The sequence below is a fragment of the Pseudoalteromonas sp. 11L1 genome (assembly GCF_055397545.1).
In genome coordinates, this window is record NZ_AP041141.1 from 712,697 (window position 1) to 738,777 (window position 26,081).

The window sequence follows — 26,081 nt, forward strand, 5'->3', positions numbered from 1 at the left end:
CCGACTCGCTACTTAATGAATAACTGCTAAATCTCCAATGCGAATTGGGTGCTGATTTTTAGTGATCAGCGCATAACTAACTTTGTCATACACTTTAAAAATAATCATTTCACCAACTTTTTCAGCTGGCATTTTCCACGTTATGCTGTCTTCATCAGTTTCTGAGCCGAATAATTCGCTAGTAGCCGATACCAATTTTTCTAAACGACTTGAATCTTCGGTATAGCGCGGACCTCGAGCACCATCAATTACTTTAGGTGATTGGCGTTCAATATCAAGTACATGGCCCACTTCAACTTGTTGCTCAGAGCCTAAGTTTAGCACCACCACATCCATCGTGCTAAATTCTCTCACTTCACGAGGAGATGCAATTACATGGCCCTGCAGCGGCTGGGTAGGACGATGCATATTAAAATACACTGGCAGCATCTGCCCTTCCATGGCGGGTAATAAAAAGTCACCTTGTTTAATTTCACGTTTTACTGATTCAACCCTGACTGAGGCAGGTTCGCCATTGGCGGCATCACCAGCTCTAAAGGCCCGGGCCATACCTACATAAGATGCTCTACTCGCTAGTTCTTCACCTGTTTTAGGATCGGTGTAAGGCGCTCCTTCATGGTAAATAGCATAAGCCTGATGGCGCTTTAAATTACCTTTAACATATAGAATATGATCAATAGTTTGAGTTTTAGTATTTTCGTTTGCACCTAAAATATAGGGTTTTTCTTTTACCAAATCGCTGTTTATCGCTTGTTCAAATGACAAATACGGTTTAATCAGCGCAAGCGGTAATGTAGTGATAGCGTCTTTCCCTTTAGGAGTAATACGCCCTATAGGTGATAGCTTTCTATACGCTTTATTAATTACTAAACGCGGATTACCGTCTGTATCGTAAATTAATGCTAACGCATCGCCCGGGTAAATAAGATGAGGATTGCCTATTTGCGGATTCATTTGCCATAACTCAGGCCACAGCCACGGCTCGTTTAAATATATCGCTGAGATATCCCAAAGCGTGTCACCTTTTTTTACAACGTACTGTTTAGGCGCGTCTTTTTTTATAGTTAGTACATCTGCTAGCACAGGAAAAGTAGCACTTAATGCAAGTATTATTGCAATGAATGGAGATTTCATTGAGCTTCCTCATAGTGTTTTTTCATTATTATTAATCAAAACCTGTTAAAGGGGAACGTGAATGGCTAAAATAAGAACATACGATACCCTAAATTTAAGCATAAGTGTAAAAGGTAACTATGGCTAGGTTAGAAGTTTTAAGATTTCCAGATGAACGTTTACGTACAATCGCAAAAGAAGTAACTGTTGTTGACGACCAAGTACGTGAAATCGTCAAAGATATGCTAGAAACTATGTACGACGAAAATGGTATTGGACTTGCTGCTACGCAAGTTGATATTCACCAACGTATTGTGGTGATCGATGTATCAGAAGAACGCGATGAACCACTGGTACTTATCAATCCACAAATTATCAAAAAAGATGGCTCTACCGTGAGTGAAGAAGGCTGTTTGTCAGTTCCTCATTCGTATGCAAAAGTTGACCGTGCAGAGACTGTTACCGTGGCTGCACTCAACGAAGAAGGTAAAGAGTTTGTTCTTGATGCCGACGAATTATTAGCGATTTGTATTCAGCATGAGCTTGATCACCTTCAAGGTAAATTATTTATTGATTATTTATCTCCATTAAAGCGCCAACGCATCCGTAAAAAGCTTGAAAAAGAAGCGAAGTTTGCAGCGCAATAATAAGCACCTTAGTAAATAATTAGGAAACTCAGTGACACAACCATTACGCATTATATTTGCCGGTACGCCGGACTTTGCTGCACGCCACCTGCAAGCACTCATCAATAGTGAACACCAAATTGTGGGCGTTTACAGTCAACCAGATCGTCCAGCGGGTCGCGGAAAAAAACTAAAAGCCAGTGAAGTAAAAGCGCTTGCACTAGAACATGAGCTACCTGTTTTTCAGCCGCAATCTCTCAAAACAGATGAGGCACTTGAAGAATTAAACAGCCTCAATGCCGATATCATGATTGTGGTTGCCTACGGTTTAATTTTACCTAAAGCCATTTTAGATGCCCCGCGTTTAGGGTGTTTAAATGTGCATGGCTCTATTTTACCGCGCTGGCGTGGTGCCGCGCCTATTCAACGTGCTATTTGGGCAGGCGATCAGCAAACCGGTGTAACGATAATGCAAATGGATGAAGGGCTAGATACCGGCGATATGCTGCATATTAGCCGCTGCCCTATTGATAATACTGAAACCAGTGCCAGCTTATACACTAAGCTTGCTGAACTCGGGCCTGATGCATTAATCGATACCATAAATCGTTTAGCCAACGGGGAAATAACGCCTGAACCACAAAACGATACCGATGCCAATTACGCTAAAAAACTCTCAAAAGACGAAGCCAACATTGATTGGTCTATGGATGCCGAGCAAATCGAGCGCAACATTCGTGCCTTTAACCCATGGCCAGTATGCTTTACCCAAATGAGTGGTAATACGGTAAAAATATACCAAGCAAATGTGGTTGAACAATCAGGCGCATCTGGCACTGTCTTAGCAAGTGATAAAAACGGTATCGTTGTGGCTTGTGGTAAACACGCTTTATCTATTGGCGAATTACAACCACAAGGCAAAAAGCCAATGGCAATTAATGATTTTTTAAACGGTCGTAGCGATTGGGTCACACCCGGCACTGTATTAGGCGAAAATAATGAGTAATGTAAGCAATGTCAGAGCGCTAGCCGCTGAAACTTTATATAACGTGGTTGATAAAGGAGCATCGCTTAATCAAGAACTTCCTTTCGCTAGCCAAGGCCTATCACCTAAAGATAAAGCTTTACTGCAGCAAATTTGCTACGGAGTATTACGTTACTTACCTAGCCTAGAAAATTATTGCCAGCATCTAGTCGAGCAACCGCTTAAAGGCAAACGTCGTATTTTCCAGTTTTTATTGTATGTGGGCATTTACCAACTACAACACATGCGTGTACCGCCGCATGCAGCAATTAGCGAAACGGTTAATGCGTTACAACAACTGCGTGCTCTTGGCTTAAAAGGGCTTATTAACGCCATTTTACGAAGCTTTCAGCGTCAGCAAGTTGAGCTTGAAGAAAAAGCCAAACAAATTCCGGTATGTTTATACAACCACCCAAATTGGTTTATAAAGCAAGTAAAAGAAGCCTATCCAGATCACTGGGAAGACATTCTAGAAGCAAACCAACAGCAAGCGCCAATGTGGCTGCGAGTGAATCAATCGCAGTTTAGCACCCAAGAATATAGCGAAATGCTAACCGCTAACGATATTGAACATACTCTAAACCCTGATTTTATTGATGGCATTAAACTAAGCAAACCACGCGATGTGTTTTCACTTCCTGAGTTTGATACCGGTGCTTGTTCAGTACAAGATGCGGCAGCGCAGCTTGCAGCTCGCTACCTAGACCCACAAAATGGTGATGCAATACTTGATGCCTGTGCAGCGCCTGGTGGTAAAACCTGCCATATTTTAGAGCTTGCCGATGCAGATGTGCTCGCGCTTGATAGCGATGCCACACGATTAGAACGTGTTAAACAAAACTTAGAACGAATTGGTTTGGGAGCCGACTTACAATGTGGTGATGCATCGCAACCTCACACTTGGTGGGATGAAGATCAGTTTGATCGTATTTTGTTAGATGTACCCTGCTCTGCAACGGGCGTAATTCGTCGTCATCCAGATATAAAATGGCTACGTCGCGCATCCGACATTAACGACTTATCGACCCTACAAGGCGATATACTCGATAGCATTTGGCCATTGTTAAAACCAGGTGGCACATTAGTGTATGCAACTTGCTCGGTACTTCCTCAAGAAAACCAACAACAAGTTGCTAAGTTTTTAGCTAATAACGACGATGTGGAGCATATTCCTCTGCACAGCGAAGACACAAAAACCACACCAGGCTTACAGCTTTTGCCAGGTGAAAGTGACGGTTTTTACTACGCTAAATTAGTTAAAAAAGCCTAGTATTGCAACGCAACACATTTAACTACCTCGCTTTGAGGTAGTTATTATTTTGATGTAATTAGTATTAATAATACGGGTACATAATGAAAATAATCATACTCGGTGCTGGACAAGTTGGCGGCACACTCGCAGAAAACTTAGTGGGTGAACAAAACGAAATAACCGTAGTTGATATCGACGGTAACCGCTTGCGTGAACTGCAAGATAAATACGATTTACAAGGTGTTGCAGGCCACGGCGCCCACCCTGACGTGTTGAGTCGCGCAGGAGCTGAAGATGCCGATATGATTATCGCCGTAACCAGCTCAGATGAAGTAAACATGGTGGCATGCCAAGTTGCTTACAGTATTTTTAATACGCCAACCAAAATTGCCCGCATTCGCTCTGAGCAATATTTAAAATACCGCGAAAAACTCTTTCATAATGATGATTTACCTGTCGATCATTACATAGCCCCAGAAGCACTCGTAACTAAATATATTCGCCGTTTGATAGATTACCCTGGTGCATTACAGGTACTACAATTTGCCGACGGCATGCTCTCTTTAGTGGCTGTAAAAGCCTACTATGGCGGTTTATTGGTAGGCTATGCCCTATCTACACTTAAGCAACATATTCCTAATGTAGAAACCCGAGTAGCCGCTATTTACCGTCAAGGCAAGGCAATAAAACCGCAGGGTACCACCGTAATAGAAGCCGACGATGAAGTATTTTTTATTGCCGCCACCAAACATATTCGTGCGGTAATGAACGAGCTACAAAAACTGGAACGCTCGTACAAAAAAATTATGATAGCCGGTGGCGGTAATATTGGTGCAGGCCTAGCCCGTTCACTGGAAAGAAACCACAGCGTTAAATTATTAGAACGCAGTAAAGAGCGCGCAGAGCAACTCTCTGAAATGCTCGACAACACAGTGGTATTTTGTGGTGATGCGTCCGATCAAGAACTGCTCTCTGAAGAACACATTGAACAAGTTGATGTTTTTATTGCCGTTACTAACGATGATGAAGTGAATATTATGTCGGCCATGCTCGCAAAACGCATGGGGGCACAAAAAACCATGGTGCTTATTCAACGAGGTGCTTACGTTGATTTAGTACAGGGCGGCGAAATAGATATTGCTATTTCACCACAACAAGCGACTATTTCTGCGTTACTTACGCACGTGCGCCGAGGCGACATTGTAAACGTGTATTCACTGCGTAAAGGGGCTGCAGAAGCCATAGAGGCAGTTGCCCATGGTGATGAAAACACATCTAAAGTAGTGGGTCGCGCGATTGCAGATATTAAATTGCCAGCAGGTACCACAATAGGTGCAATTGTACGTAATGACGATGTACTAATTGCCCACGACGACACGATAATTCTATCAGGCGATCATGTAATTATGTTCTTAATTGATAAAAAGCACATTAACGTGGTTGAAAAGTTATTCCAAGTTAGCGCAATCTTTTTATAAGTAACCCCTCCTTTTTATTCACAACGTGCTTGTAAGTAAAAAGGAGAATGCTTAAATCTAAATGAAAATCATTATCAAAAGCATTTACTAGTAAAGAAAAATCCATTAGTCTCTTCTTGCTCGATTATCAAGCAGCGACATCTACTGATGTGAAAAGTTAATTTCACGTTTTTAAATAAAAATGGATTTCAAATGATACACCTACTCTCAAAGAAAAATTCTCCCGTAACTCATTACACTCTGGTTGGTCTTTTATTTTCAGCAGTTTCAACTCAAACGCTCGCCCACACTAGCAAAGATATCGAAAGGTTAACCGTTATTGGAGAGCAAGCGAACGGCTATAAAGTTAATTCCATGAGCTCTGCAACAGGTCTTGAGCTATCACATTTGCAAACACCGCAATCAACGATAGCGATAACAAGCGATTTTATGGCAGACCAACAACTAAACACCGCAATTGAAGCTATAACCAGTGTAACAGGCATAAATGCTCGAGAAGCAGATAATGGCAAGTTTTCTATTTCAGCCCGAGGTATTAGTGTCACCAGCATACTTTATGATGGCATAGCAACCACCTATGACACCCGCTTTAATTATGGAGATAACCTAACCGATACCGCAATTTATGATCGTATCGAAATAGTTAGAGGAGCAACGGGGCTAATGCTGGGCGCAGGTAACCCTTCGGCAGCAATTAATTTGATACGTAAACGTCCAACTGCAAACACTCAAATAAATCTTACTGCTTCATTAGGCTCATGGGACAACTACCGTGCGATGGTGGATGTGTCGGGAAGCATAAATAATAGCGAAAGTATAAGAGGACGGGCTGTTGTTGCTTATCAAGATAGACACTCATATCAAGATCGCTTCTCGCAAACCAGTCAAACATTGTATGGCATTATTGAGGCAGATCTTTCTAACAGTACTTTATTGACTCTTGCTGTTGATAATCAATCGACAACTCCTAAAGGAACAATGTCAGGCGGTTTGCCTATTTTTTATAGTGATGGCTCCCGCACTGCTTATGACAGAGGTGCTTCAACGGCTCAAGATTGGGCCTCTTCTCGAACCGATGCACTTAATGCGTTTATTCGTCTAGAGCATTACTTTAACGCTAACTGGCAGCTAACCGCTAATTATGTCTATGGTGATAACGACCTAGACTATGATGTGTTTTGGGTAAAAGGAGAGCCCGATCCTATAAACAACACAGGAATGAAACCCGGTTCTATAAACTATATTGATGCAAACAGAACGCAGGATACCTATGAGGTCGAACTCAATGGTCGGTTTAATTGGCTGGGCCAAAGTCACCAACTGCTATTTGGTTATAATACCCAAGAGCAACAGTTTTCTACCCCTTATTATGCTAGTCAACAAAGTGACTATATTATCGGCGATTTCACTGACTCTAGTTATAGCATTGCAAAACCAAATTGGCAGTCAGAAGCGGCTTACGGCTCTTATGGCACAACTAAACAAGATGCACTTTATGTTGCTGCACAACTAAATATAACCGATGCCTTGTCTTTAATTGTTGGAAGCCGGTTAAATCAATGGCAAACCAATCAAGATAATTTTGGTCGCATGCATGATTATAAAATAAGTGATGAACTAACTAATTATTTTGGGGCAACTTATGAACTGACACAGAGTTGGGCTTTGTATGCTAATTACACTGATATTTTTACACCACAAAGTCGAGTTGATAAAAATGGACATTATTTAAGCCCTATTGAAGGTAAGAATTATGAACTTGGCATAAAAGCTTCTGTACTTGATGAACGTTTAGACATATCCCTTTCTGGATTTAAAATTTATCAAGATAATGTAGGCGAGTACACGGGAGATACCATTGCAGAAACACTTCAGGCCATCTACAAGCCCATTGACGGCACATTAACTCAGGGCTACGAGCTAGAAATCAACGGAAAATTAACCGACAACTGGAACGCTTATTTTGGCTATACCCATAGTAAAGGCGAAAAACCGGATAATACGGTATTAAATACCACCAACCCAAAAGATCAATTTAAACTTTTTACTAGCTATCAACTCTCAGGTGCATTAGACAATCTAAAAGTGGGTGGTGGCTATCGCTGGCAAAGCAATAGCTATGATGAAGTTAACAACCCTGTTTATGGTGCTGTTGAGGTGAACCAGCCTAGTTATGGTATTGCTAGCCTAATGGCGAATTATCAAATGAATGAGCAATTATCTGTTAGCCTAAATATCGATAACTTATTTGATAAGCATTATTACAGTCAAATTGGGTTCTATAACCAATATCGTTATGGCAAGCCAAGAAGCTTCTCTCTCCAACTTAAATATAGTCTCTAACAAGCACAAAAAAGCCGCTGACTATTAAGCGGCTTTAGTGGAGTATGATGGGGTAATACTTATTGTACTCTTGCAAACTCTTCTTTAGAAAGTTCACCATTTCCGTCAGTATCTAAGTCATCAAAAATATTCATGAGTTGTTTATTAGACGCAGCTTCCTGCTGACTAATTACACCGTCGCCATTGCTATCAAAAGAGGCAAAGTCTACTGCTGCGTATGCCGCTGATGATGATGCTAATACTAAAATCGCAAGTGTGGTATTTAATGCTTTCATAATAAGTCTCCTTAAAGAGGGAAATCCTTTTCTGAGATCCCTGTGCAATGAAAAAAGTTAAAAATTAAAAGTTTGCAAACTCAGCTTTAGAAAGCTCACCATTACCGTCAGTATCAAGCTCAGTAAATGCGGCCGTTAAATCAGCATTTACAGCAGCTTCGCTTTGACTAATAACCCCATTACCGTCGGCATCAATTGTGTCAAAGTCGCTAGCGGCAAAGGCCGCTGATGAAGAAGCTAGCGCGATCAGTGCGAATGTTTTGTGTAATGTTTTCATAATTTAATCCTTCAAAATGTAATGCTTTGTGCTATTGGAAATGTCAGGCTATAACCGTCCTTGTCATTCTTTTTCACAGGCTCCCTTGCCTACTTAGGTTGTCTTTGGCAACTCAGAATATACCCAGCTTTAGCTTATGCTTTAGAAAATTCTGCTTTTGATAGCTCACCGTTTTGGTCTGTATCAAGCTCTGAGAACATGCTCATTAGCTTTGCATCAACTGATGCCTCACTTTGGCTAATAGCACCGTTACCGTCGGTATCAAGTGTATCAAAATCGCTGGCAGCAAAAGCTGCTGATGAAGAAGCCAATGCGATAAGTGCGAATGTTTTGTGTAATGTTTTCATAATGAGTATTCCTTAAAATCGTTTAAATAATGTGGGAGATTTAGCTCCCAAAGTTTAATAGCTTAGGATTATGCTTTAGAGAACTCTTCTTTTGATAGCTCACCGTTTTGGTCAGTATCAAGCTCTGAAAATAGGCTCATTAGTTTTGCATCAACTGATGCTTCGCTTTGACTGATCGCGCCGTTGCCGTCAACGTCTAGCGTATCAAAATCGCTTGCTGCAAAAGCAGCTGATGAAGAAGCCAATGCGATAAGTGCTAAAGTTTTGTTAATGCTTTTCATAATCAATCTTCCTTCAAAGTTTATGTTTTGTGCGATTAAGTGTTTTACTTCAAATCACGTTTCGTTCAATACAACCTGACTATTACAACTTCGATGCCAAAAATTAAAAGCTGCATCTTTTCAATAGGTTAAGCTAAAAACAGCTTTGGGTGGCGTTATTTCATTCGTTATTTTGTTGCTTTTTAGCAACAGCAAACAAAGCAAAAAGATTAAAGCCTTATAAAACAACTGGTTGGTTTTTATAAAAACACCACACGATCAGTGAAAAACCACTTACAAAGCGAGTTAATTAAACAAAAAGGAAGGTGAGTTGAGATTTATTTTGTTATAAATAAAAAAATCATAATTAAAAAATAGATTTAAGTTACTGTTTTTAAATAGTTTAAAAATAAATTTAAGATGACGTTGAAAATTTACAGCCGCACAAGGCTATTTGTTGCAAAATGACGAAATCACGTGAGTATGCTGAGCTTATAATAGAAGCTTGTTCAACTTGATATGCCCCTAAACTATTTCAACTTCAAGCGCACTAGGGTCAATAAAGTGATCCCCCATTAACGCTTTCATTTGCTCTTCACTGGCAAATAATCGAATACCACAACAGATACCACTAGCATGTTTTTTTACACTGCAGACTTGCCCCTCATGCTTAGTATCACCATCAAATACAACCGTACAGCGCATGTCTTTTAACTCATCGAGTTCTTGGGTTGTTTTAATATCAAACATTACCCCGGTGAGCGAAATGTCTTTTATAACCCCTTCAAAGGGAGGCTGCTCATCGGTTAATGTTAACTTAGCAGGAAACAACGTAGGTATGCGTGCTTGTGAGCGAAGCCCAAACAACTGTACTTGTGAAGGGTATTGAATAAACAACAATTTAGCAGGATGAGAGGCAACAGACATAAGTTGCTGACGAAACGCAATAATGTGCCCACCACTGCCCTCTATAAGCGCCCTTACCACCACCATAACACCATCACGCAAGTAATCACTTGCCATAGGGAGTCGCTTAGCGCTGGGATAGTTTAAAATAATAAATTTGTTTTCTAATAAACCAATAAACTCCGTTTTTACACGTCGGCTACTGGTTGGTGTCAGTATTTCTACATCGACTATGCCACCGGTGACGATTTGGTTTAACTTTTCCAAATTGGTTTTTTGCATAGTTCCTTCCTAATATTTAAAACATTATCCACGCCAAAATGTTGGGGTAAATAATACTAACAGTGTAAATATCTCTAATCGGCCGAATACCATAGCGACTGTTAGTATCCATTTAGCGGCATCACTAATCGCACCATAATGAGAGGCTACGTCACCCAAACCTGGGCCCAAGTTATTAAGGCATGCTGCCGTCGCAGAGAATGCGGTAATGTTGTCTAACCCTGTGCCCATTAACGCTAACATTATAATAATAAAGACTAGTGCATAAGCTGAGAAAAAGCCCCATACCGCTTCAACTACTTTGTCGGGTAAGGCTTTACGCCCGAGTTTTATTGAATATATTGCTCGAGGATGTACTAAGCGGTTAAGCTCGCGCACCCCTTGCAAGTACAACAAAAACACACGAACAACTTTCATACCACCACCGGTAGAACCCGCACAGCCGCCAATAAAGCTAGAAAAAATAAGTAAAATAGGTAAAAACAACGGCCAAGCTGAAAAATTATCTGTGGCAAACCCAGCAGTACTACTAATAGACACCGCTTGAAACAACGCCTGATCGAGGGTTTCATCACCATTTGCATAAACATCATGAGACGAAAGCACAGTAAAGCAAATTACCACCAGCGCTAACTGAATACATAAGAATACTTTAAATTCAGGGTCACGAATGTACACGCTAATATTACGACTCGCTACAGCGGCATAATGTAGTGAAAAGTTAATAGCGGCTATAATTAAAAAGAACACACAAATAAAGTTAATTACAGGGCTATCAAAGTGCCCCATTGACGCGTCATAAGTAGAAAAACCACCAATAGCAACTGTAGAAAAGGCATGGCATATAGCGTCAAACCAGTTCATCCCTGCGCTCCAATACGCCAAAGTACACGCAAGAGTAATAGATACGTAAATATACCAGAGGTGCTTAGCTGTATCGGCAATACGCGGGGTCATTTTGGAGTCTTTTACTGGGCCAGGAATTTCAGCTCGGTACAACTGCATACCACCGACGCCAAGCATTGGCAGTATGGCTACTGCTAATACAATGATCCCCATCCCACCAAACCACTGTAATTGCTGGCGATAAAATAATACCGATTTAGGCAAGTATTCTATGCCAGTTAATACGGTCGCCCCTGTGGTAGTTAAGCCTGAGAAAGCTTCAAACACTGCATCGGCCAAAGAGAGGTTGGGTTCTTGTAAAAATATCAGCGGCAATGACGCAAACGCCCCTAGTACCAACCAAAACAAAACCACAATTAAGAAGCCTTCGCGTGCTTTTAAATCACCATGCTCATGCCTATTTGGATAGTAAGCCATTAAGCCAATAATAACGCTAAATATAAAGGCTAAAACAAACGGTACCCCTCCGCCATCTTTATAAATTAAAGACACGAGTGCTGGTGGCACCATTGTAATACTAAATAGCGCGACCAGTTGGCCAAGAATTTTTATGATGGTACGAAATTGCATTGAGCGTATCGCTTTTTTATTAGTAAATTAAAATAACTACTGTATGACTCGAAAATTTAATCTGTAGTGATTAAATAGGATGGATGTAAGACTATTACTCTTTGATTGTTAACTCAACTGCGCCGTGACTTAAATCAAAAATATCTTTGCATGCTTGCTGTGCTTGGCGGCTATCAATAGTAATACTCCACTCAATATTTGCCGTAAACTGCTTTTCAATATTAAGTACCTGAAAGTTGGTTTTTAAGTGCTGTTCTATTGCGCCTTGCATACTGTATTCACTAAAGCCAACCAGCTCAATGCTGGGTACTTTTACCACTGTTTGTAATTTTGCTAAGGCATTATTAAGTGAGCCACCATAAGCACGAACTAATCCACCGGTACCAAGCTTTATACCACCAAAATATCGTGTTACCACAGCAGTTACTTCACCTAGACCAGAGCCCACCAGCACGTTGAGCATAGGTTTACCGGCGGTGCCATTTGGCTCTCCATCGTCAGAAAAACCATAAACATGGCTTCCACCAGGATTACCCGCAACATGCGCCCAACAATTATGGCGTGCATCACTGTATTTTTCTTCAATGTTTTTAATAAAGGCTTTCGCAGAGTTTAAATCAGGCGTGTGGCCTATATGCACAATAAAGGTACTTTTTTTAATTTCTTCTTGATGAAAAACATCGTCGGCTGGGTATTTATATTCTGACATAGCGCTTACTTGGCTGTTAAATTAAAAATGGGGCCAACAGGCCCCTTTCGTGAATAATATAAACTGTTATTAGTTAAATATTAGTCGAGTAATAAATCACGCGTCATATTTTCTAGGCTGTCTTCGTGAACAATAATATTATCTTCAATACGAATGCCGCCAAATGGTTTAAACGCTTCTACTTTTTCCCAGTTAATAAACTGCTTGTTGTCTGTTTGTGCTAAATCACCCAACAAAGAGTCGATAAAGTACAAACCTGGCTCAATAGTAAACACTTGGTTTTTCTCAATTAAGCGAGTGCAGCGTAAAAATGGATGACCCTCTGGTGGTGCCTGATGTGCACCGGTTTCATCACGCATAAAGCCACCTACATCATGTACCTGTGCACCTAAATGATGCCCTAAGCCATGAGGAAAGAAGGTTGAGGTAATTTGACGCTCAACAATTTCAGCTGCAGGTAACTTAACAATATCAAAGTCACTTAGTAACTGTGCAATGCGGTTATGGCAGTCAATGTGTAGCTCGCCATACAGTACACCTGGTTTTAAGCTTTTGCCTAACTCAATCTGATGCGCCGTCATTGCTTTAACTAGATCAGCAAACTCACCTTGCTTTTTAAAGTCGTAGGTACGGGTAATATCTGCAGCGTAACCATTAAAGTTAGCGCCCGCATCAATTAAAAATGAGTTATGTGTTTGCGGTGCTTTTGGCTCAAAATGGGTGTAGTGCAAAATAGCGCAGTTTTCGTTAAGGGCCACAATGTTGCCATATGGCATTTCATTTTCGCTTTGACGCGTTGCCATTAAGTACGCCTGCTGAATATCAAACTCGCTACCACCATTAAAAAACGCATCACGCGCCGCTTTGTGGCCATCTACTGCAATACGGTTCGCATTACGTAAACATTCAAGTTCATATTGCGTTTTATAAGCACGGTGATAATGAATATAGTTAAGTACTGGCTCAGGATTCATAATGCTAAAACCAAGTGCTTGGGCCACTTCTAGGTATTCACCAATGTAGGCAAATTTAGCTTTATCGTAAGGAAGTAGCTTTTCAACCTGATCAGGCTTTAGTAGCAATTCAATATCGAAGTACTCTGCCCAAAAATCTCTTGGTTCATCAGGTACTTTGTGCCAAAAATCAATTGGACGATAAAAAATAAGCTTTGGCTTATCGCTACCATTTACCACAATCCAGCAATGTGGATTATCAATAACCGGTAACCACGCTTTAAAATGGGGGTTAACTTTAAACGGGTAATACATATCATCTAAAAATTGGCGCTTAGCTTGGCCTGAATGAATGACTAATCCTTCTAACCCTTCTTGCTCACAAATAGTACGTGTACGCTGCTGCAATGTTGCAATATGTTCGGCGTATAATACGGCTAATTTTTCCATAATAAACCCATCTGTTAAATTTAACTTGCTCTGAGTCTATCACTTATAAACAAAGCGCTCAAAAAAGAGGGATAGTTACCGTGTAAATATCCCTCTGCTGTTGTAGATTTATTTTTACTACCCGCCCATGGTCATCTCTAATAGTGGCGCGAGTAAATTCCCCTCTCGGCCAAGGCGAGTATGGTAAACCTGCCGATACGCAAATACGTTTTTTACGTAGTCTCGAGTTTCTCTATATGGAATAAGCTCAACCCATAACTCTGCGGGCATCGCTTCTTCTGGTAACCAACGCTTAATTCGATGATACCCGGCGTTATAGGATGCTGTTGCCAATACCTCATTACCGTGATTTTTCTTTTTTAAATACTGTAAATAACGGGTGCCAAGTCGAATATTGGTTTTTGGCTGATACAACCGATGGTTAGATACATCGCCTTTGTTAATATATTTTGCGGTGCTTGGTAATAACTGCATTAACCCGCGTGCATTTGCATGAGAACGGGCATCGGGTGCAAATGAGCTTTCTCGACGCGCAATAGCGATACTCCAAGTTAAATCTATTTTGCTACGCTTACTGTAGCGCTCAAACATGTCTTGAAACGCAAATGGAAAACGCAAATCAACATAATCCCATGCTTTTATTTTTGCTAGGGTAAATATTGTACTATCAAACCAATCAAGTTCTGCCGCAAGCACTGACGCTGCTAGCTTTTCATCATCTTCAGAAGTGTTGGTTAAATAATTCCATTCACGTCTGGCCGCTGTAAATCGCTCAAGTTCATATAGTGCCTTAGCACGCTTAAAGCCTGGTGCATTACTGACTTTTGTTACTAAGGCTTGATTTACATTGACTGGTAGCTCATTTAAATCAACCGGTAACCCTAAGCGAGCAGCGGCTAAAAAACCGTAATAATCACGGTTAGCGGCTACCTTGCTCCAAATTACCTTAGCTTTTTCATGATCTGCGCGTTTGTCATAACTATAAGCAAGCCAATACTGTTGCCCTAAGCTAAGATTTTCTTTACCGGTAAAAAATGCCGCAATGCCTTCCCAATCTTGAGTTTTAAGCATATTGGCTAGTTGCCATTGCATTAATTTACGATCTTGACGCGCTTTAGGGACTTTATTTAAATAAAAGCTCGCCTGGCTATGGCCGCTCGACGCCAACGACAGCGCAAAGGTATAATATACATCCGCCTTTTCATCATCAGCAAAATCAAACATGCCTTCAATTTTTTGCCACGCCTTTAATGCCAGCTCTTTATCACGCCAAATTAAACGCTTAATACCATAAAGCGCTATTTCCCCTTCTTTGGCTGTTTTACGTTTATAGCGGTAAAGGCCTGCAGCAGCACTAGGATCGCGCCTTACCTTGGAATATAAATCAGCTAAATAACGCTCCTTGGCTGGCAATAAGGTTTTTAAATAAGGCAATAAACGATAAGAGCCCCCTTGTGCCGCTAAAGTAACACGCTGCCACACAACATCAGGGGTTAAATAACCATTTTGTCGCCAACGCTTAAAAAGCCCGTCACATTCACTAGGTTGTGACTCGCCTACCGTCCAAATATCGGTTACCTGCGAGAGTATTGCTTTTTTAGGCGCTCCTAAGTCAAGCTGATAACTAAGATGGGTACAACTAAGCTCAGTGTCAGAGGTTTCACGGTAGTTTTTAATAAATGCTGCTTTTTTATTTCTGCGCTTTAAATAATTTAACCATGCTTTGCGCACTGGCCACTCTAATGGCGTGTGTTCATAAATAGTGAGGAAGTTTTCTATTTCTGTTTGGTGTTTTAAACTGGGGTAGCGCTGCCAATAGGCTTTTTCTACATAGGGCTTAAGTGGGTGAGACAATGAGTCTACCGCTTCTTTAAAGCTTTTATAATCGCCATAACGGGCTTGTTTTTCTGCATCTAAAAATGCATCAAGTTCAGTATTTGCGTTGGCAGAGGGTAAAGATAAAAATAGAGTCGCTGCCGCTACGCTTAATAAATATTTTTTCATAATGTCCTTTAGGGCATAGTAACCTTCAAGGCTGACAAGGGTGTGGCTAAGGGTAAATAGAAAACAGCGCAGGCACTGTAACTCTATTTATTTACTTTGATAAAACCCAAGCTATAAACACCAAGACAGCGCAATAAAATGAATAAAGAAAACTTTCAAACCCACCTTAGCACCAAACCAGCTATATTTTAACCAGACGTTTGTAACCAAGATAAATTTTTCGTTGCATTTTTAATTTAAAGCAAGCACACTGGTCTGAATATGAACTCATCGTACCAGTCTTAGTTCATCAACTAGGGAGAATAATAATGTTATATAAAAGCGATTCCTTTGAAGTTAGCTTCGTGAAGGAAAACATCGCCGAGTTTAAGTTTTGTGCTACAGGTTCTGTAAACACATTATCTCAACAAACTCTTTCAGATTGCGCGGCAGCATTAAAAGAATTAGCCGCTAACACTGATATTAAAGGCATGATTTTTACCAGTGATAAAGACCACTTTATTATTGGTGCCGATATCTTCGAATTTTTACCTACTTTTACTAAGCCTGAAGCAGAATTAGTAACGTGGATCAAAGATGCAACTGACGTTTTTGATGCAATTGAAGACTTACCATTCCCAACACTCAGTGTTATAAACGGCTTGGCGCTTGGCGGCGGCTGTGAGTGGGCACTTGCTACCGATTATCGTGTTGCAAGTGACTCAGCAAAAATGGGCTTACCAGAAGTTAAATTAGGCATAATGCCTGGTTTTGGCGGTACAGTGCGCCTTCCGCGCATTATTGGTGCCGATAACGCGATGATGTGGATCACCACAGGTAACGAAAATCGCGCTGCTGACGCCCTTAAAGTAGGTGCATTTGACGCGGTAGTTAGTGCCAACAAACTACAAGAGTCAAGTTTAGCAACACTAGAATTAGCGATTGCTGGCAAGCTAGATTGGCAAGCAAAACGTGCTGTAAAATTACAACCGCTTAAATTAAACCGTGTTGAGCAAGGCATGAGCTTTGCAATGGCAGAAGGTATGGTAATGGGTAAAACCAAAGGCCACTATCCTGCTCCAGTTATGGCAGTTCGCACTATTAAAGCAGCAGCAAACAGCTCACGCGCCGAAGCAATGGCGATTGAAAATGCCAACTTTGCAAAACTAGCACGTACTAGTGAAGCTGCTGCTCAAACGGGTATCTTTTTAGCAGACCAATACATTAAAGGTAAAGCACGTAAATTTGCTAAACACAGCGATGTAGAAATTAAACAAGCGGCAGTATTAGGCGCAGGTATCATGGGTGGCGGTATTGCATACCAGTCTGCTTATAAAGGCACACCAATCATAATGAAAGACATCCAACAGGATGCGCTAGATTTAGGTATGGGTGAAGCATCTAAACTATTAGGTGCAAAAGTGAAGCGCGGCCACATGCCGATGGAAAAAATGCTAGCAACGCTTAGCAAAATCAAGCCAACGCTTAACGATGCAGACCTACAAAACGCCAACATTATTGTTGAAGCCGTAGTAGAAAACCCTAAAGTGAAGCAAGCCGTACTTGCTGATCTTGAAAAGAATATGCCAGAAGGCACGGTACTTACGTCAAACACATCGACTATTTGTATCGACCTACTTGCAGAAGCGCTTGAAAAGCCAGAAAACTTCTGTGGTATGCACTTTTTCAACCCAGTACCTAAAATGCCATTAGTTGAAATTATCCGTGGTGCAAAAACCTCAGATAAAACGATTAATGCCGTGGTTGATTATGCCCTCAAACTAGGTAAATCACCGATTGTTGTTAACGATTGCCCAGGCTTTTTTGTAAACCGTGTTTTATTCCCTTACTTTGCTGGCTTTAGCAAATTAGTGGTTGAAGGCGCTAACTTTGCAAAAGTAGATAAAGTAATGGAAAACGTATTTGGCTGGCCGATGGGTCCGGCGTACCTACTTGATGTTGTAGGTATTGATACGGCTTATCATTGTACTGGCGTAATGGCTGACGGTTTCCCTGAGCGTATGGCACGTGCAGATAAAGACCCAGTGACTGTTTTTGCTAACGAAAAACGTTTTGGTCAAAAGAACAAAGCAGGTTTCTATAAGTACGAAACAGATCGTCGCGGTCGTCTTAAAAAGTCACATGACCAAACAGCGATTGAACTACTTGCACCTATCACAGACGCACCAAAAGAATTTGATAAACAAGAAATCATTGACCGTTGTATGATCCCAATGCTCAACGAAGTACTACTTTGTTTACAAGAAGGCATTGTTGCTTCTCCTCAAGAAGCTGATATGGCACTTGTATACGGTGTTGGTTTCCCTCCATTTAGAGGCGGCGCGTTCCGTTACTTAGATCAAACAGGTTTAGCTAACTTTGTTGCAGCAGCAGACAAATACGCTCACCTAGGTGCGATTTACCAAGTATCAGAGCAAACTCGCAAGTGGGCTGAAGAAGGCCGTGTTTTCTATAAGGTGGAAGGTTAATATCATGAATAATCCAGTAATTGTAGATTGTATCCGTACACCAATGGGTCGCTCAAAAGGCGGCGTATTTAAAAACAAACGTGCGGAAGACTTAAGCGCTCATTTAATGAAAGGCTTATTAGAACGTAATCCAGCAGTTGACCCTGCGTCAATTGACGATATTTATTGGGGCTGTGTACAGCAAACATTAGAGCAAGGCTTTAACGTTGCACGTAACGCATCTCTACTTGCGGGCATTCCACATTCAGTGCCAGCAACCACAGTTAACCGTTTATGTGGCTCATCAATGCAAGCATTGCATGACGCTGCTCGCGCAATTATGACTGGCGCTGGCGACACATACCTAATTGGTGGTGTTGAGCACATGGGTCACGTACCTATGACTCACGGTAACGACTTTCACCCAGGCTTAGCTACATCAATTGCACAAGCATCTGGCTCTATGGGTTTAACCGCTGAGTACCTTGCAACACTTCACGGTATTAGCCGTGAGCAACAAGATGAATTTGCTTACCGCTCGCATCAACGTGCACATGCTGCAACAGTTGAAGGCCGTTTCCGCCGCGAAATTTTAGCAATGGAAGGTCACGATGCTGAAGGTTCACTTATTCTTGTTGAAGATGATGAAGTAATTCGTCCAGAAACAACGGTTGAAGGTTTATCGCAGCTACGTCCAGTATTTAACCCTGCTACGGGTTCTGTTACTGCGGGCACATCTTCTGCACTTTCTGACGGCGCATCAGCCATGTTAGTAATGAGCGAAGAAAAAGCAAAAGAACTGGGCTTACCAATTCGTGCACGTATTCGCGCTATGGCTGTTGCCGGTTGCGATCCATCAATCATGGGTTACGGTCCAGTACCTGCAAGTAAAAAAGCATTAGCACAAGCCGGTATTACCATTGATGACATTGACGTAGCTGAGCTTAACGAAGCATTCGCAGCACAATCACTACCTGTGCTTAAAGACTTAGGCTTAGCTGATGTAGTTGACGAAAAAGTTAACTTGAATGGCGGCGCTATTGCACTTGGTCACCCTCTGGGTTGTTCGGGTTCACGTATTAGCACCTCGCTTATTCACTTAATGGAAGACAAAAACGCAAAATACGGTTTAGCAACTATGTGTATTGGTTTAGGCCAAGGTATTGCTACTGTATTTGAACGTGTTCAAGACTAATTAGTGTTGAATATGTAAAACCATCTTGGTGATTAAAAGGCGAACTAGCGCAAGTTAGTTCGCCTTTTTTATGCCACCAGCTTTTGCAGGTTTAAAATGAATAATGTGATCGGGTGCATTAAACTTATTTCAGATTATCTATTAATAAGTTGAGCTGTTTTGTTATACGTAAAATAGTTAACCAACAGCTTTATTTACGCTAAACTACCCGACCTAACCAAGCCGCGACTATTTTTACAGGTAATTTTTATGAGCTTTGATAACCCCGATCACCAATTAGATGCCATCGGCCTTCGTTGCCCAGAGCCGGTGATGATGGTACGCGCTGCGATTCGTAAAATGAGCGATGGTGAAACACTGCTTATTATTGCCGACGACCCTTCAACCACCCGCGACATCCCCAGCTTTTGTACCTTTATGGATCACACGCTAGTGGCTAAAGAAGTTGAAGAAACACCGTATAGGTATTTGGTGAAGAAAGGGTTGTAATCAGCTATCAGCTAAAAATTAAAAAACCGTGTTTGTTAAATCAAGCACGGTTTTTTATTTTATATTTAAGCTAACGACTGACTGCTTATAGCTTACTGCTCTTACTTCTTAGTTATCGTTACTTGCGGCTTATCGTAGTCACTAAAATCAATGCTGACTATGTACGACCCTTTGATTGCGGGTGTGTAACTAAAGTAGTTGTAAATAGTGCTGCAATCGGCGCGCGTTGATTGGCCAAGTGTTAGGCTTTGCCCTGATGGCTGTGAATCGCTGTAGCCACAGTTAAAACCTTCACTAAAATCTGCATCGGCTATTTTAAACTCGTACACTTTGCCAGGGGTCGAAAATTTAACTTGGGCTTGGTAAAGCGAAGGGCCGACTTGTTTAAATTGGTATTGAGGTTCTGCATCCCATAATGTGAAATCCCCTCTTAAATAAATACTGCGATCCAATTCTTGCTGCGGCAAAACGTCGTTAATCGAAATTTGGCTGGTACAGGCTGTAAGTAAGCCAGCCATTGCTAGCGTTAAAATTCGTTTTATGGAGATCATCATTTGTATCCTTTGTATACAGTGAATACTAAAAAGCCAGCATAATGCTGGCTTTTTAAATAGCTATTGGCTGTTATTTTTGCAATACAGAAATATCTGCAATTTCTAAAAATAACCCGCTAAGCTGGCTTAAAAGTGCAAGACGGTTTTGCTTAACCGCTTCATCGTCGGCCATTACCATGACATTGTCAAAAAAGTTATCAACACTCTCACGAATGCCTGCTAATTGGCTCAATGCCTCTTGGTAGTTTCCATCGCTGTACAGTGGTGCTAAATCAGTGGCAAATTTTGCAACTTGCGAAGCCAATACTTTTTCAGCATCATCACTGAGTAAGCTCTGATCGACATTACCTTGGCTTGTAATGTCATTCTTAGCCAGAATATTACTTACACGCTTATTAGCCGCTGCAAGCGATTCTGCGGCGTCTAATGTACGGAAATGACTTACGGCTTTAACTCGGCGATCAAAATCAACAGGCTTCGTTGGACGACGCGCTAGTACGGCTTGAATCACATCTACTTCAATGCCTTCGTCTTGATACCAAGCACGGAAGCGCCCTAGCATAAAGTCAAACACATCCGTTGATACATTTAGGTTAGTCAGCTTTTCACCAAACAAGGTTTGTGATTTAGCAACCAGGTCTAAAATATCAAGCGGTAGCTGTTTTTCTACCATGATACGTAATGCACCAATAGCAGCACGACGAAGTGCAAATGGGTCTTTATCACCTTTTGGTGCTTGGCCTATACCAAAAATACCCACCAGCGTATCAAACTTATCGGCAATGGCGACTGCACAACTGATCACATTAGTTGGTAAGTTATCACCGGCAAAACGTGGCATGTATTGTTCGTTTTGTGCCACTGCAACTTCTTCTGCTTCACCATCGTGACGCGCGTAATGCATTCCCATTACACCTTGTACGTCGGTAAATTCCATTACCATTTCGGTCATTAAGTCTGTTTTACTTAATAAGCCTGCACGCGCTGCTAGCTCTTTGTCGGCACCAAGTTGCTCGGCAATGTAACCAGCTAGTTCACTAATACGCTGTGACTTGTCTTTAAGCGTACCAAGTTGTTTTTGAAACAATACGCTATCAAGAGACTCTAAACGGCTTTCTAATGTTTTCTTTTTATCTGTTTCAAAGAAGAACTGCGCATCGGCTAAACGCGGGCGCACTACTTTTTCGTTACCAGAAATAACCACACTAGGATCTTTACTTTCGATGTTAGAGACAAACAAAAACTTATTTAAAAGTTTGCCGTCTTGATCTAATAACGGGAAGTATTTCTGATCATCCTTCATGGTGTAAATAAGCGCTTCAGCAGGCACATCTAAAAATGCTTCTTCAAATGTGGCTGTTAGCGTTACTGGCCATTCTACCAATGAAGTAACTTCTTCAAGTAAGTCTTCATCCATAGCAACAACGGCATTAACTGCTTTGGCTGCGTCTTCTATTTGCGCGCGAATCTGTGCTTTACGCTGTTCGTAGTCAGCAATAACGTAAGCTGATTTAAGTACATCAAACACATCATCGGCATGATCAATGCTAATTTTTTCAGGGTGATGAAAACGATGCCCTTGCAATTGATTGCTCACTTGCTTACCAAGAATTTCACCTTCAACAAGTTCACTACCGAATAAAATAGTTACCGTATGCACAGGGCGAATAAATTGTGTTTTATTCGCACCCCAACGCATTGGTTTAGGAATAGGTAACTTAGCGAGTGCTTTGCTTATAGCGTCAGTCATTAACGTTTTGGTTTCTTGCCCTGCTACTTTAGCAATGTGCAATAACCATGCGCCCTTATCTGTTTCCAGTGTTTGCGCATCTTTTACTTCAATACCACAACCACGAGCCCAACCCATAGCTGCTTTAGTTGGGTTACCCTCAGCATCAAAAGCCGCTTTAGTTGCAGGGCCACGTTTTTCAACTTCTTTGTCTTGTTGTTTAGCTTCAAGTGCTTTTACTTGTAAACCTAAACGACGAGGCGATGCATACCAGTTCACGCCTTGGTGACCTAGTTCTAGACTTTCTAATTCTGCTGTTAAGTTTGCAGCAAAGGCTTCGGCTAATTTACGAAGTGCTTTTGGTGGCAACTCTTCAGTGCCAATTTCTACTAATAAATTTTCTGCTGACATGCTTACTTATCCTTACACAGCGGGAAACCAAGTGCTTCACGTGCATCGTAATAACTTTGTGCACACGCTTTTGATAACGCACGAACGCGTAAAATATAACGTTGACGCTCGGTTACTGAAATAGCATGACGTGCGTCTAATAAGTTAAATGCGTGCGATGCTTTCATTACTTGCTCGTAGGCTGGTAATGGTAGGCTTGCTTCAATTAGCTTTTGGCTCTCAGCTTCACATTTATCAAACTGTTCAAATAAGTCGGCTACATTTGCATGTTCAAAGTTATAGGTTGATTGCTCAACTTCATTTTGATGGAACACATCACCGTAAGTTACGCGCCCAAATGGACCGTCTGCCCATACAAGGTCGTAAATGCTATCTACGCCTTGAATGTACATTGCTAAACGCTCTAGGCCGTAAGTAATCTCACCCGTTACCGGTGAGCATTCTAAACCGCCCACTTGCTGGAAGTAGGTAAACTGCGTTACCTCCATGCCATTTAACCAAATTTCCCAACCTAGGCCCCACGCACCTAATGTAGGTGATTCCCAGTTGTCTTCTACAAAGCGAACTTCGTCAGTTAGGGTATCAATACCTACAGCAGCTAAAGAACCTAAGTAAAGCTCTTGAATATTGTCTGGTGATGGTTTTAACACAACTTGGAATTGGTAGTAATGTTGTAAGCGGTTTGGGTTTTCACCGTAACGACCATCGGTAGGACGACGACACGGTTGAACGTATGCGCTCGACATTGGCTCTGGGCCAATTGATTTTAAAAATGTTTGCGGGTGAAATGTCCCTGCGCCCACTTCCATGTCAAGTGGTTGAATAATGACACAGCCTTGCTGTGCCCAATAATCCTGTAAAGCCAGGATCAAACCTTGAAAGGTTTTAACGTCATATTTTTGCATATTTTGGATTTTTACTATCTGAGAAGTAGCGTGAAAATTACCCTCAGTATACCTTGTGCACACTCAGGTTTTAAGCAGTTTGTGCGTTTGAAAAAATAAAAAAGGAGCCTAAGGCTCCTTTTTTGTTATTACGATAATGTTTTATACGTCTAAGTTAACCACACGCAGTGCGTTCGTTTCAATAAACTCACGACGCGGCTCAACTTGATCGCCCATTAATGTGGCAAATAATTGATCCGCTGCAACAGCATCTTCAATTGTTACTTGCAACATACGGCGTGCGCTAGGATCCATGGTGGTTTCCCAAAGCTGACTTGGGTTCATTTCACCTAGTCCTTTGTAGCGTTGAATGTAGATCCCGCGCTTAGACTCTGCGATCAACCATTCCAATGCATCCACAAAGTTATCAACAGGTTTTGTTTTCTCACCACGTTGGATATATGCACCCTCTGTGATGATATTAGCAATGTTTTTACCAGTTACAGCAATACGTTGGTAGTCTCTTGATGTAATAAAGTCATAATGTAGTACGTGCGCTTTATCCACACCATGCTGACGAATATTCACAACTGGATAGTACAAGTTGCGCTCTGTATCGTGCTCAGTTCCCGCATGGAAAATAGTTGCATCTTCATCACGTTCAATTAAGTCATCAACCAGCTCTTTAGTCCAAGCAACTACCTTAGCTTCGTCTGAAAGGTGTTCTTTTTTCAGCTCACTTTGGTAAATCAAACGGTTCATAACTGTGTTCGGATACTTACGCTTTAAGCGCTCGATAACTTTAACCGTGTTTTGATAATCGTGAACAATTGACTCTAATGCTTCACCATCAACTGCTTCAGCACTATCACTAGTGTACAGTGCTGCATTGCTTAGCGCTAAAGATGTAAGGTAATCAACTAATGCTGGATCATCTTTAATATAACGCTCTTGCTTACCTTTTTTCACTTTATAAAGTGGAGGCTGAGCAATATAAATGTAACCACGTTCAACAATTTCCGGCATTTGACGGTAGAAGAACGTTAGTAGCAAAGTACGAATGTGAGAACCATCCACGTCGGCATCGGTCATGATAATGATGCGATGATAACGTAATTTTTCAGGGTCATACTCGTCACGGCCAATACCACAACCTAATGCAGTAATTAGCGTTGCCACTTCTTGCGAAGATAACATTTTATCAAAACGTGCTTTTTCTACGTTTAAGATTTTACCTTTAAGCGGAAGAATCGCTTGATTCTTACGGTTACGACCCTGCTTGGCTGAACCGCCAGCTGAGTCACCCTCCACTATGTATAGTTCAGATTGGGCTGGATCTTTTTCTTGGCAATCCGCTAGTTTACCCGGTAAACCAGCTAAATCCATAGCACCTTTACGGCGGGTCATTTCACGTGCTTTACGGGCTGCTTCACGCGCGCGTGCTGCATCAATAATTTTGCCGACAACAATTTTTGCATCCATTGGGTTTTCTAATAAAAACTCAGTGAATTTTTCAGCCATTGCTTGCTCAACCGCAGACTTAACTTCACTAGATACTAGCTTGTCTTTTGTCTGTGATGAGAATTTAGGATCTGGTACTTTAACACTAACAACAGCCGTTAAGCCTTCACGTGCATCATCGCCCGTTGCGTTACTGGTTGTTTTAGCTTTTTTGTTAAAGCCTTCTTTTTCCATGTAGTTATTAAGCGTACGTGTTAGCGCAGATCTAAAGCCAGCTAAGTGCGTACCACCATCACGTTGTGGAATGTTATTAGTAAAACAGTAAATGTTTTCTTGGAATGCATCATTCCATTGCATTGATACTTCTACGCTAATACCGTCTTCTTCACGTTCGTGAGTAAAATGGAATACCCCTTTATGTACAGGCGTTTTATTACGGTTTAAGTATTCAACGAACGCTCTAATACCACCTTCATATTTAAAATGGTCACTTTTATTTTCTTCGCGCTCATCATTTAAAATGATGCTTACACCTGAGTTCAAAAACGATAACTCGCGTAAACGCTTAGCTAAAATATCGTAATGGAAATCTAGGTTAGTAAACGTTTCTGCACTTGGCCAAAAACGTAACTCAGTACCGGTTGTTTCAGAATCACCAATAGCTGCAAGTGGTGCATCTGGAACACCCATAGTGTAAAACTGCTCGTAAAGTTTACCTTCACGACGAATAGTTAGTTTTAACTTTTCTGATAATGCATTTACTACCGATACACCAACACCGTGTAAGCCACCTGATACTTTATAAGAGTTATCATCAAACTTACCACCAGCGTGTAATACCGTCATAATAACTTCAGCTGCAGATACACCTTCTTCTTCATGTATAGAAGTAGGAATACCACGGCCGTTATCTCTTACAGATACCGAACCGTCTAAGTGAATTGTGACAAATATATCATCACAGTGACCGGCTAAGGCCTCATCGATAGAGTTATCAACGACCTCAAACACCATATGGTGTAAGCCCGTACCATCATCGGTGTCCCCTATATACATACCAGGACGCTTTCTTACTGCATCTAATCCTTTAAGTACTTTAATACTCGACGAATCATAATTCTCAGACATGGTTAATC

At 41.3% G+C, this 26,081-nt stretch carries 22 protein-coding genes; 8 read left to right on the forward strand and 14 right to left on the reverse strand.

Annotated features, from left to right (window positions below):
• Window positions 1-12: 12 nt before the first annotated feature.
• Complete coding sequence (locus ACZ5WS_RS03350) at window positions 13-1,134, reverse strand: LysM peptidoglycan-binding domain-containing protein (protein ID WP_138609094.1); 1,122 nt, start codon at window positions 1,132-1,134, stop codon at window positions 13-15.
• 119 nt (window positions 1,135-1,253) lie between these two features.
• On the opposite strand from ACZ5WS_RS03350, the gene def reads away from it, so the two are divergent.
• From def to ACZ5WS_RS03375, 5 genes are all read left to right on the forward strand, one after another.
• Window positions 1,254-1,760 (forward strand): peptide deformylase, encoded by a 507-nt coding sequence (def, locus tag ACZ5WS_RS03355; RefSeq protein WP_138609096.1) that lies wholly within the window; start codon window positions 1,254-1,256, stop codon window positions 1,758-1,760.
• Window positions 1,761-1,791: 31 nt separating this feature from the next.
• Entirely contained in the window at window positions 1,792-2,745 is a 954-nt protein-coding gene (fmt, locus tag ACZ5WS_RS03360; protein ID WP_178954457.1) for a methionyl-tRNA formyltransferase, read from the forward strand.
• Window positions 2,738-4,033, forward strand: a complete 1,296-nt coding sequence (rsmB, locus tag ACZ5WS_RS03365) for a 16S rRNA (cytosine(967)-C(5))-methyltransferase RsmB (protein WP_075169469.1) — start codon at window positions 2,738-2,740, stop codon at window positions 4,031-4,033. The genes fmt and rsmB overlap by 8 nt, the downstream gene beginning before the upstream one ends.
• An 83-nt stretch (window positions 4,034-4,116) precedes the next feature.
• The gene (gene trkA / locus ACZ5WS_RS03370; protein ID WP_054202928.1) at window positions 4,117-5,493 is read left to right on the forward strand and encodes a Trk system potassium transporter TrkA; all 1,377 of its coding nucleotides are present in this window, start codon (window positions 4,117-4,119) and stop codon (window positions 5,491-5,493) included.
• A 192-nt stretch (window positions 5,494-5,685) separates the two neighbouring features.
• Window positions 5,686-7,836 (forward strand): TonB-dependent siderophore receptor, encoded by a 2,151-nt coding sequence (locus tag ACZ5WS_RS03375; RefSeq protein WP_232735457.1) that lies wholly within the window; start codon window positions 5,686-5,688, stop codon window positions 7,834-7,836.
• A gap of 59 nt (window positions 7,837-7,895) precedes the next feature.
• On the opposite strand, the gene ACZ5WS_RS03380 is transcribed toward ACZ5WS_RS03375, so the two are convergent.
• The 9 genes from ACZ5WS_RS03380 to ACZ5WS_RS03420 form a co-directional block, all read right to left on the reverse strand.
• Window positions 7,896-8,111 carry an EF-hand domain-containing protein gene (locus tag ACZ5WS_RS03380; RefSeq protein WP_010392739.1) on the reverse strand — a complete coding sequence of 72 codons (216 nt, stop codon included), beginning with the start codon at window positions 8,109-8,111 and terminating at the stop codon, window positions 7,896-7,898.
• A gap of 64 nt (window positions 8,112-8,175) precedes the next feature.
• Entirely contained in the window at window positions 8,176-8,388 is a 213-nt protein-coding gene (locus tag ACZ5WS_RS03385; RefSeq protein ID WP_036980747.1) for an EF-hand domain-containing protein, read from the reverse strand.
• A 134-nt stretch (window positions 8,389-8,522) separates the two neighbouring features.
• Window positions 8,523-8,735, reverse strand: a complete 213-nt coding sequence (locus ACZ5WS_RS03390; RefSeq protein WP_008112939.1) for an EF-hand domain-containing protein — start codon at window positions 8,733-8,735, stop codon at window positions 8,523-8,525.
• 68 nt (window positions 8,736-8,803) lie between these two features.
• A complete protein-coding gene (locus ACZ5WS_RS03395) occupies window positions 8,804-9,016 on the reverse strand; it encodes an EF-hand domain-containing protein (protein ID WP_198522026.1) in 213 nt (70 codons plus the stop codon).
• Window positions 9,017-9,520: 504 nt separating this feature from the next.
• On the reverse strand, window positions 9,521-10,183 hold the full coding sequence (locus ACZ5WS_RS03400; RefSeq protein WP_290170927.1) for a flagellar brake protein: 663 nt from the start codon (window positions 10,181-10,183) through the stop codon (window positions 9,521-9,523).
• 24 nt (window positions 10,184-10,207) lie between these two features.
• Window positions 10,208-11,659 (reverse strand): TrkH family potassium uptake protein, encoded by a 1,452-nt coding sequence (locus ACZ5WS_RS03405; protein ID WP_008467072.1) that lies wholly within the window; start codon window positions 11,657-11,659, stop codon window positions 10,208-10,210.
• Between the two features lie 94 nt (window positions 11,660-11,753).
• Window positions 11,754-12,368: a YigZ family protein gene (locus ACZ5WS_RS03410; protein ID WP_076920146.1), complete on the reverse strand. Its 615-nt coding sequence runs from the start codon at window positions 12,366-12,368 to the stop codon at window positions 11,754-11,756.
• A gap of 80 nt (window positions 12,369-12,448) precedes the next feature.
• A complete protein-coding gene (gene pepQ / locus ACZ5WS_RS03415) occupies window positions 12,449-13,771 on the reverse strand; it encodes a Xaa-Pro dipeptidase (protein ID WP_010392729.1) in 1,323 nt (440 codons plus the stop codon).
• A gap of 117 nt (window positions 13,772-13,888) precedes the next feature.
• Window positions 13,889-15,775, reverse strand: a complete 1,887-nt coding sequence (locus tag ACZ5WS_RS03420; protein ID WP_290170929.1) for a lytic transglycosylase domain-containing protein — start codon at window positions 15,773-15,775, stop codon at window positions 13,889-13,891.
• Between the two features lie 308 nt (window positions 15,776-16,083).
• On the opposite strand from ACZ5WS_RS03420, the gene fadB reads away from it, so the two are divergent.
• From fadB to tusA, 3 genes are all read left to right on the forward strand, one after another.
• On the forward strand, window positions 16,084-18,243 hold the full coding sequence (gene fadB / locus ACZ5WS_RS03425; RefSeq protein WP_464710646.1) for a fatty acid oxidation complex subunit alpha FadB: 2,160 nt from the start codon (window positions 16,084-16,086) through the stop codon (window positions 18,241-18,243).
• 4 nt (window positions 18,244-18,247) lie between these two features.
• Window positions 18,248-19,417: an acetyl-CoA C-acyltransferase FadA gene (gene fadA, locus ACZ5WS_RS03430; protein ID WP_464710648.1), complete on the forward strand. Its 1,170-nt coding sequence runs from the start codon at window positions 18,248-18,250 to the stop codon at window positions 19,415-19,417.
• Window positions 19,418-19,666: 249 nt separating this feature from the next.
• Window positions 19,667-19,906 carry a sulfurtransferase TusA gene (gene tusA / locus ACZ5WS_RS03435; protein ID WP_464710651.1) on the forward strand — a complete coding sequence of 80 codons (240 nt, stop codon included), beginning with the start codon at window positions 19,667-19,669 and terminating at the stop codon, window positions 19,904-19,906.
• Between the two features lie 101 nt (window positions 19,907-20,007).
• On the opposite strand, the gene ACZ5WS_RS03440 is transcribed toward tusA, so the two are convergent.
• From ACZ5WS_RS03440 to gyrB, 4 genes are all read right to left on the reverse strand, one after another.
• Window positions 20,008-20,457 carry an early set domain-containing protein gene (locus ACZ5WS_RS03440; protein ID WP_464711469.1) on the reverse strand — a complete coding sequence of 150 codons (450 nt, stop codon included), beginning with the start codon at window positions 20,455-20,457 and terminating at the stop codon, window positions 20,008-20,010.
• Window positions 20,458-20,530: 73 nt separating this feature from the next.
• Window positions 20,531-22,600, reverse strand: a complete 2,070-nt coding sequence (gene glyS / locus ACZ5WS_RS03445; RefSeq protein ID WP_464710653.1) for a glycine--tRNA ligase subunit beta — start codon at window positions 22,598-22,600, stop codon at window positions 20,531-20,533.
• 2 nt (window positions 22,601-22,602) lie between these two features.
• On the reverse strand, window positions 22,603-23,505 hold the full coding sequence (gene glyQ, locus ACZ5WS_RS03450) for a glycine--tRNA ligase subunit alpha (RefSeq protein ID WP_010392717.1): 903 nt from the start codon (window positions 23,503-23,505) through the stop codon (window positions 22,603-22,605).
• A 141-nt stretch (window positions 23,506-23,646) separates the two neighbouring features.
• Entirely contained in the window at window positions 23,647-26,073 is a 2,427-nt protein-coding gene (gene gyrB, locus ACZ5WS_RS03455) for a DNA topoisomerase (ATP-hydrolyzing) subunit B (RefSeq protein WP_178954438.1), read from the reverse strand.
• Window positions 26,074-26,081 lie beyond the last annotated feature (8 nt).

Bases quoted from the DNA above. Each gene is read 5' to 3' on its own strand.
- ACZ5WS_RS03350 (WP_138609094.1), bottom strand. From the start codon at position 1,134: ATGAAATCTCCATTCATTGCAATAATACTTGCATTAAGTGCTACTTTT.
- def (WP_138609096.1), top strand. From the start codon at position 1,254: ATGGCTAGGTTAGAAGTTTTAAGATTTCCAGATGAACGTTTACGTACA.
- rsmB (WP_075169469.1), top strand. From the start codon at position 2,738: ATGAGTAATGTAAGCAATGTCAGAGCGCTAGCCGCTGAAACTTTATAT.
- trkA (WP_054202928.1), top strand. From the start codon at position 4,117: ATGAAAATAATCATACTCGGTGCTGGACAAGTTGGCGGCACACTCGCA.
- ACZ5WS_RS03375 (WP_232735457.1), top strand. From the start codon at position 5,686: ATGATACACCTACTCTCAAAGAAAAATTCTCCCGTAACTCATTACACT.
- ACZ5WS_RS03380 (WP_010392739.1), bottom strand. From the start codon at position 8,111: ATGAAAGCATTAAATACCACACTTGCGATTTTAGTATTAGCATCATCA.
- ACZ5WS_RS03385 (WP_036980747.1), bottom strand. From the start codon at position 8,388: ATGAAAACATTACACAAAACATTCGCACTGATCGCGCTAGCTTCTTCA.
- ACZ5WS_RS03390 (WP_008112939.1), bottom strand. From the start codon at position 8,735: ATGAAAACATTACACAAAACATTCGCACTTATCGCATTGGCTTCTTCA.
- ACZ5WS_RS03395 (WP_198522026.1), bottom strand. From the start codon at position 9,016: ATGAAAAGCATTAACAAAACTTTAGCACTTATCGCATTGGCTTCTTCA.
- ACZ5WS_RS03400 (WP_290170927.1), bottom strand. From the start codon at position 10,183: ATGCAAAAAACCAATTTGGAAAAGTTAAACCAAATCGTCACCGGTGGC.
- ACZ5WS_RS03405 (WP_008467072.1), bottom strand. From the start codon at position 11,659: ATGCAATTTCGTACCATCATAAAAATTCTTGGCCAACTGGTCGCGCTA.
- ACZ5WS_RS03410 (WP_076920146.1), bottom strand. From the start codon at position 12,368: ATGTCAGAATATAAATACCCAGCCGACGATGTTTTTCATCAAGAAGAA.
- pepQ (WP_010392729.1), bottom strand. From the start codon at position 13,771: ATGGAAAAATTAGCCGTATTATACGCCGAACATATTGCAACATTGCAG.
- ACZ5WS_RS03420 (WP_290170929.1), bottom strand. From the start codon at position 15,775: ATGAAAAAATATTTATTAAGCGTAGCGGCAGCGACTCTATTTTTATCT.
- fadB (WP_464710646.1), top strand. From the start codon at position 16,084: ATGTTATATAAAAGCGATTCCTTTGAAGTTAGCTTCGTGAAGGAAAAC.
- fadA (WP_464710648.1), top strand. From the start codon at position 18,248: ATGAATAATCCAGTAATTGTAGATTGTATCCGTACACCAATGGGTCGC.
- tusA (WP_464710651.1), top strand. From the start codon at position 19,667: ATGAGCTTTGATAACCCCGATCACCAATTAGATGCCATCGGCCTTCGT.
- ACZ5WS_RS03440 (WP_464711469.1), bottom strand. From the start codon at position 20,457: ATGATCTCCATAAAACGAATTTTAACGCTAGCAATGGCTGGCTTACTT.
- glyS (WP_464710653.1), bottom strand. From the start codon at position 22,600: ATGTCAGCAGAAAATTTATTAGTAGAAATTGGCACTGAAGAGTTGCCA.
- glyQ (WP_010392717.1), bottom strand. From the start codon at position 23,505: ATGCAAAAATATGACGTTAAAACCTTTCAAGGTTTGATCCTGGCTTTA.
- gyrB (WP_178954438.1), bottom strand. From the start codon at position 26,073: ATGTCTGAGAATTATGATTCGTCGAGTATTAAAGTACTTAAAGGATTA.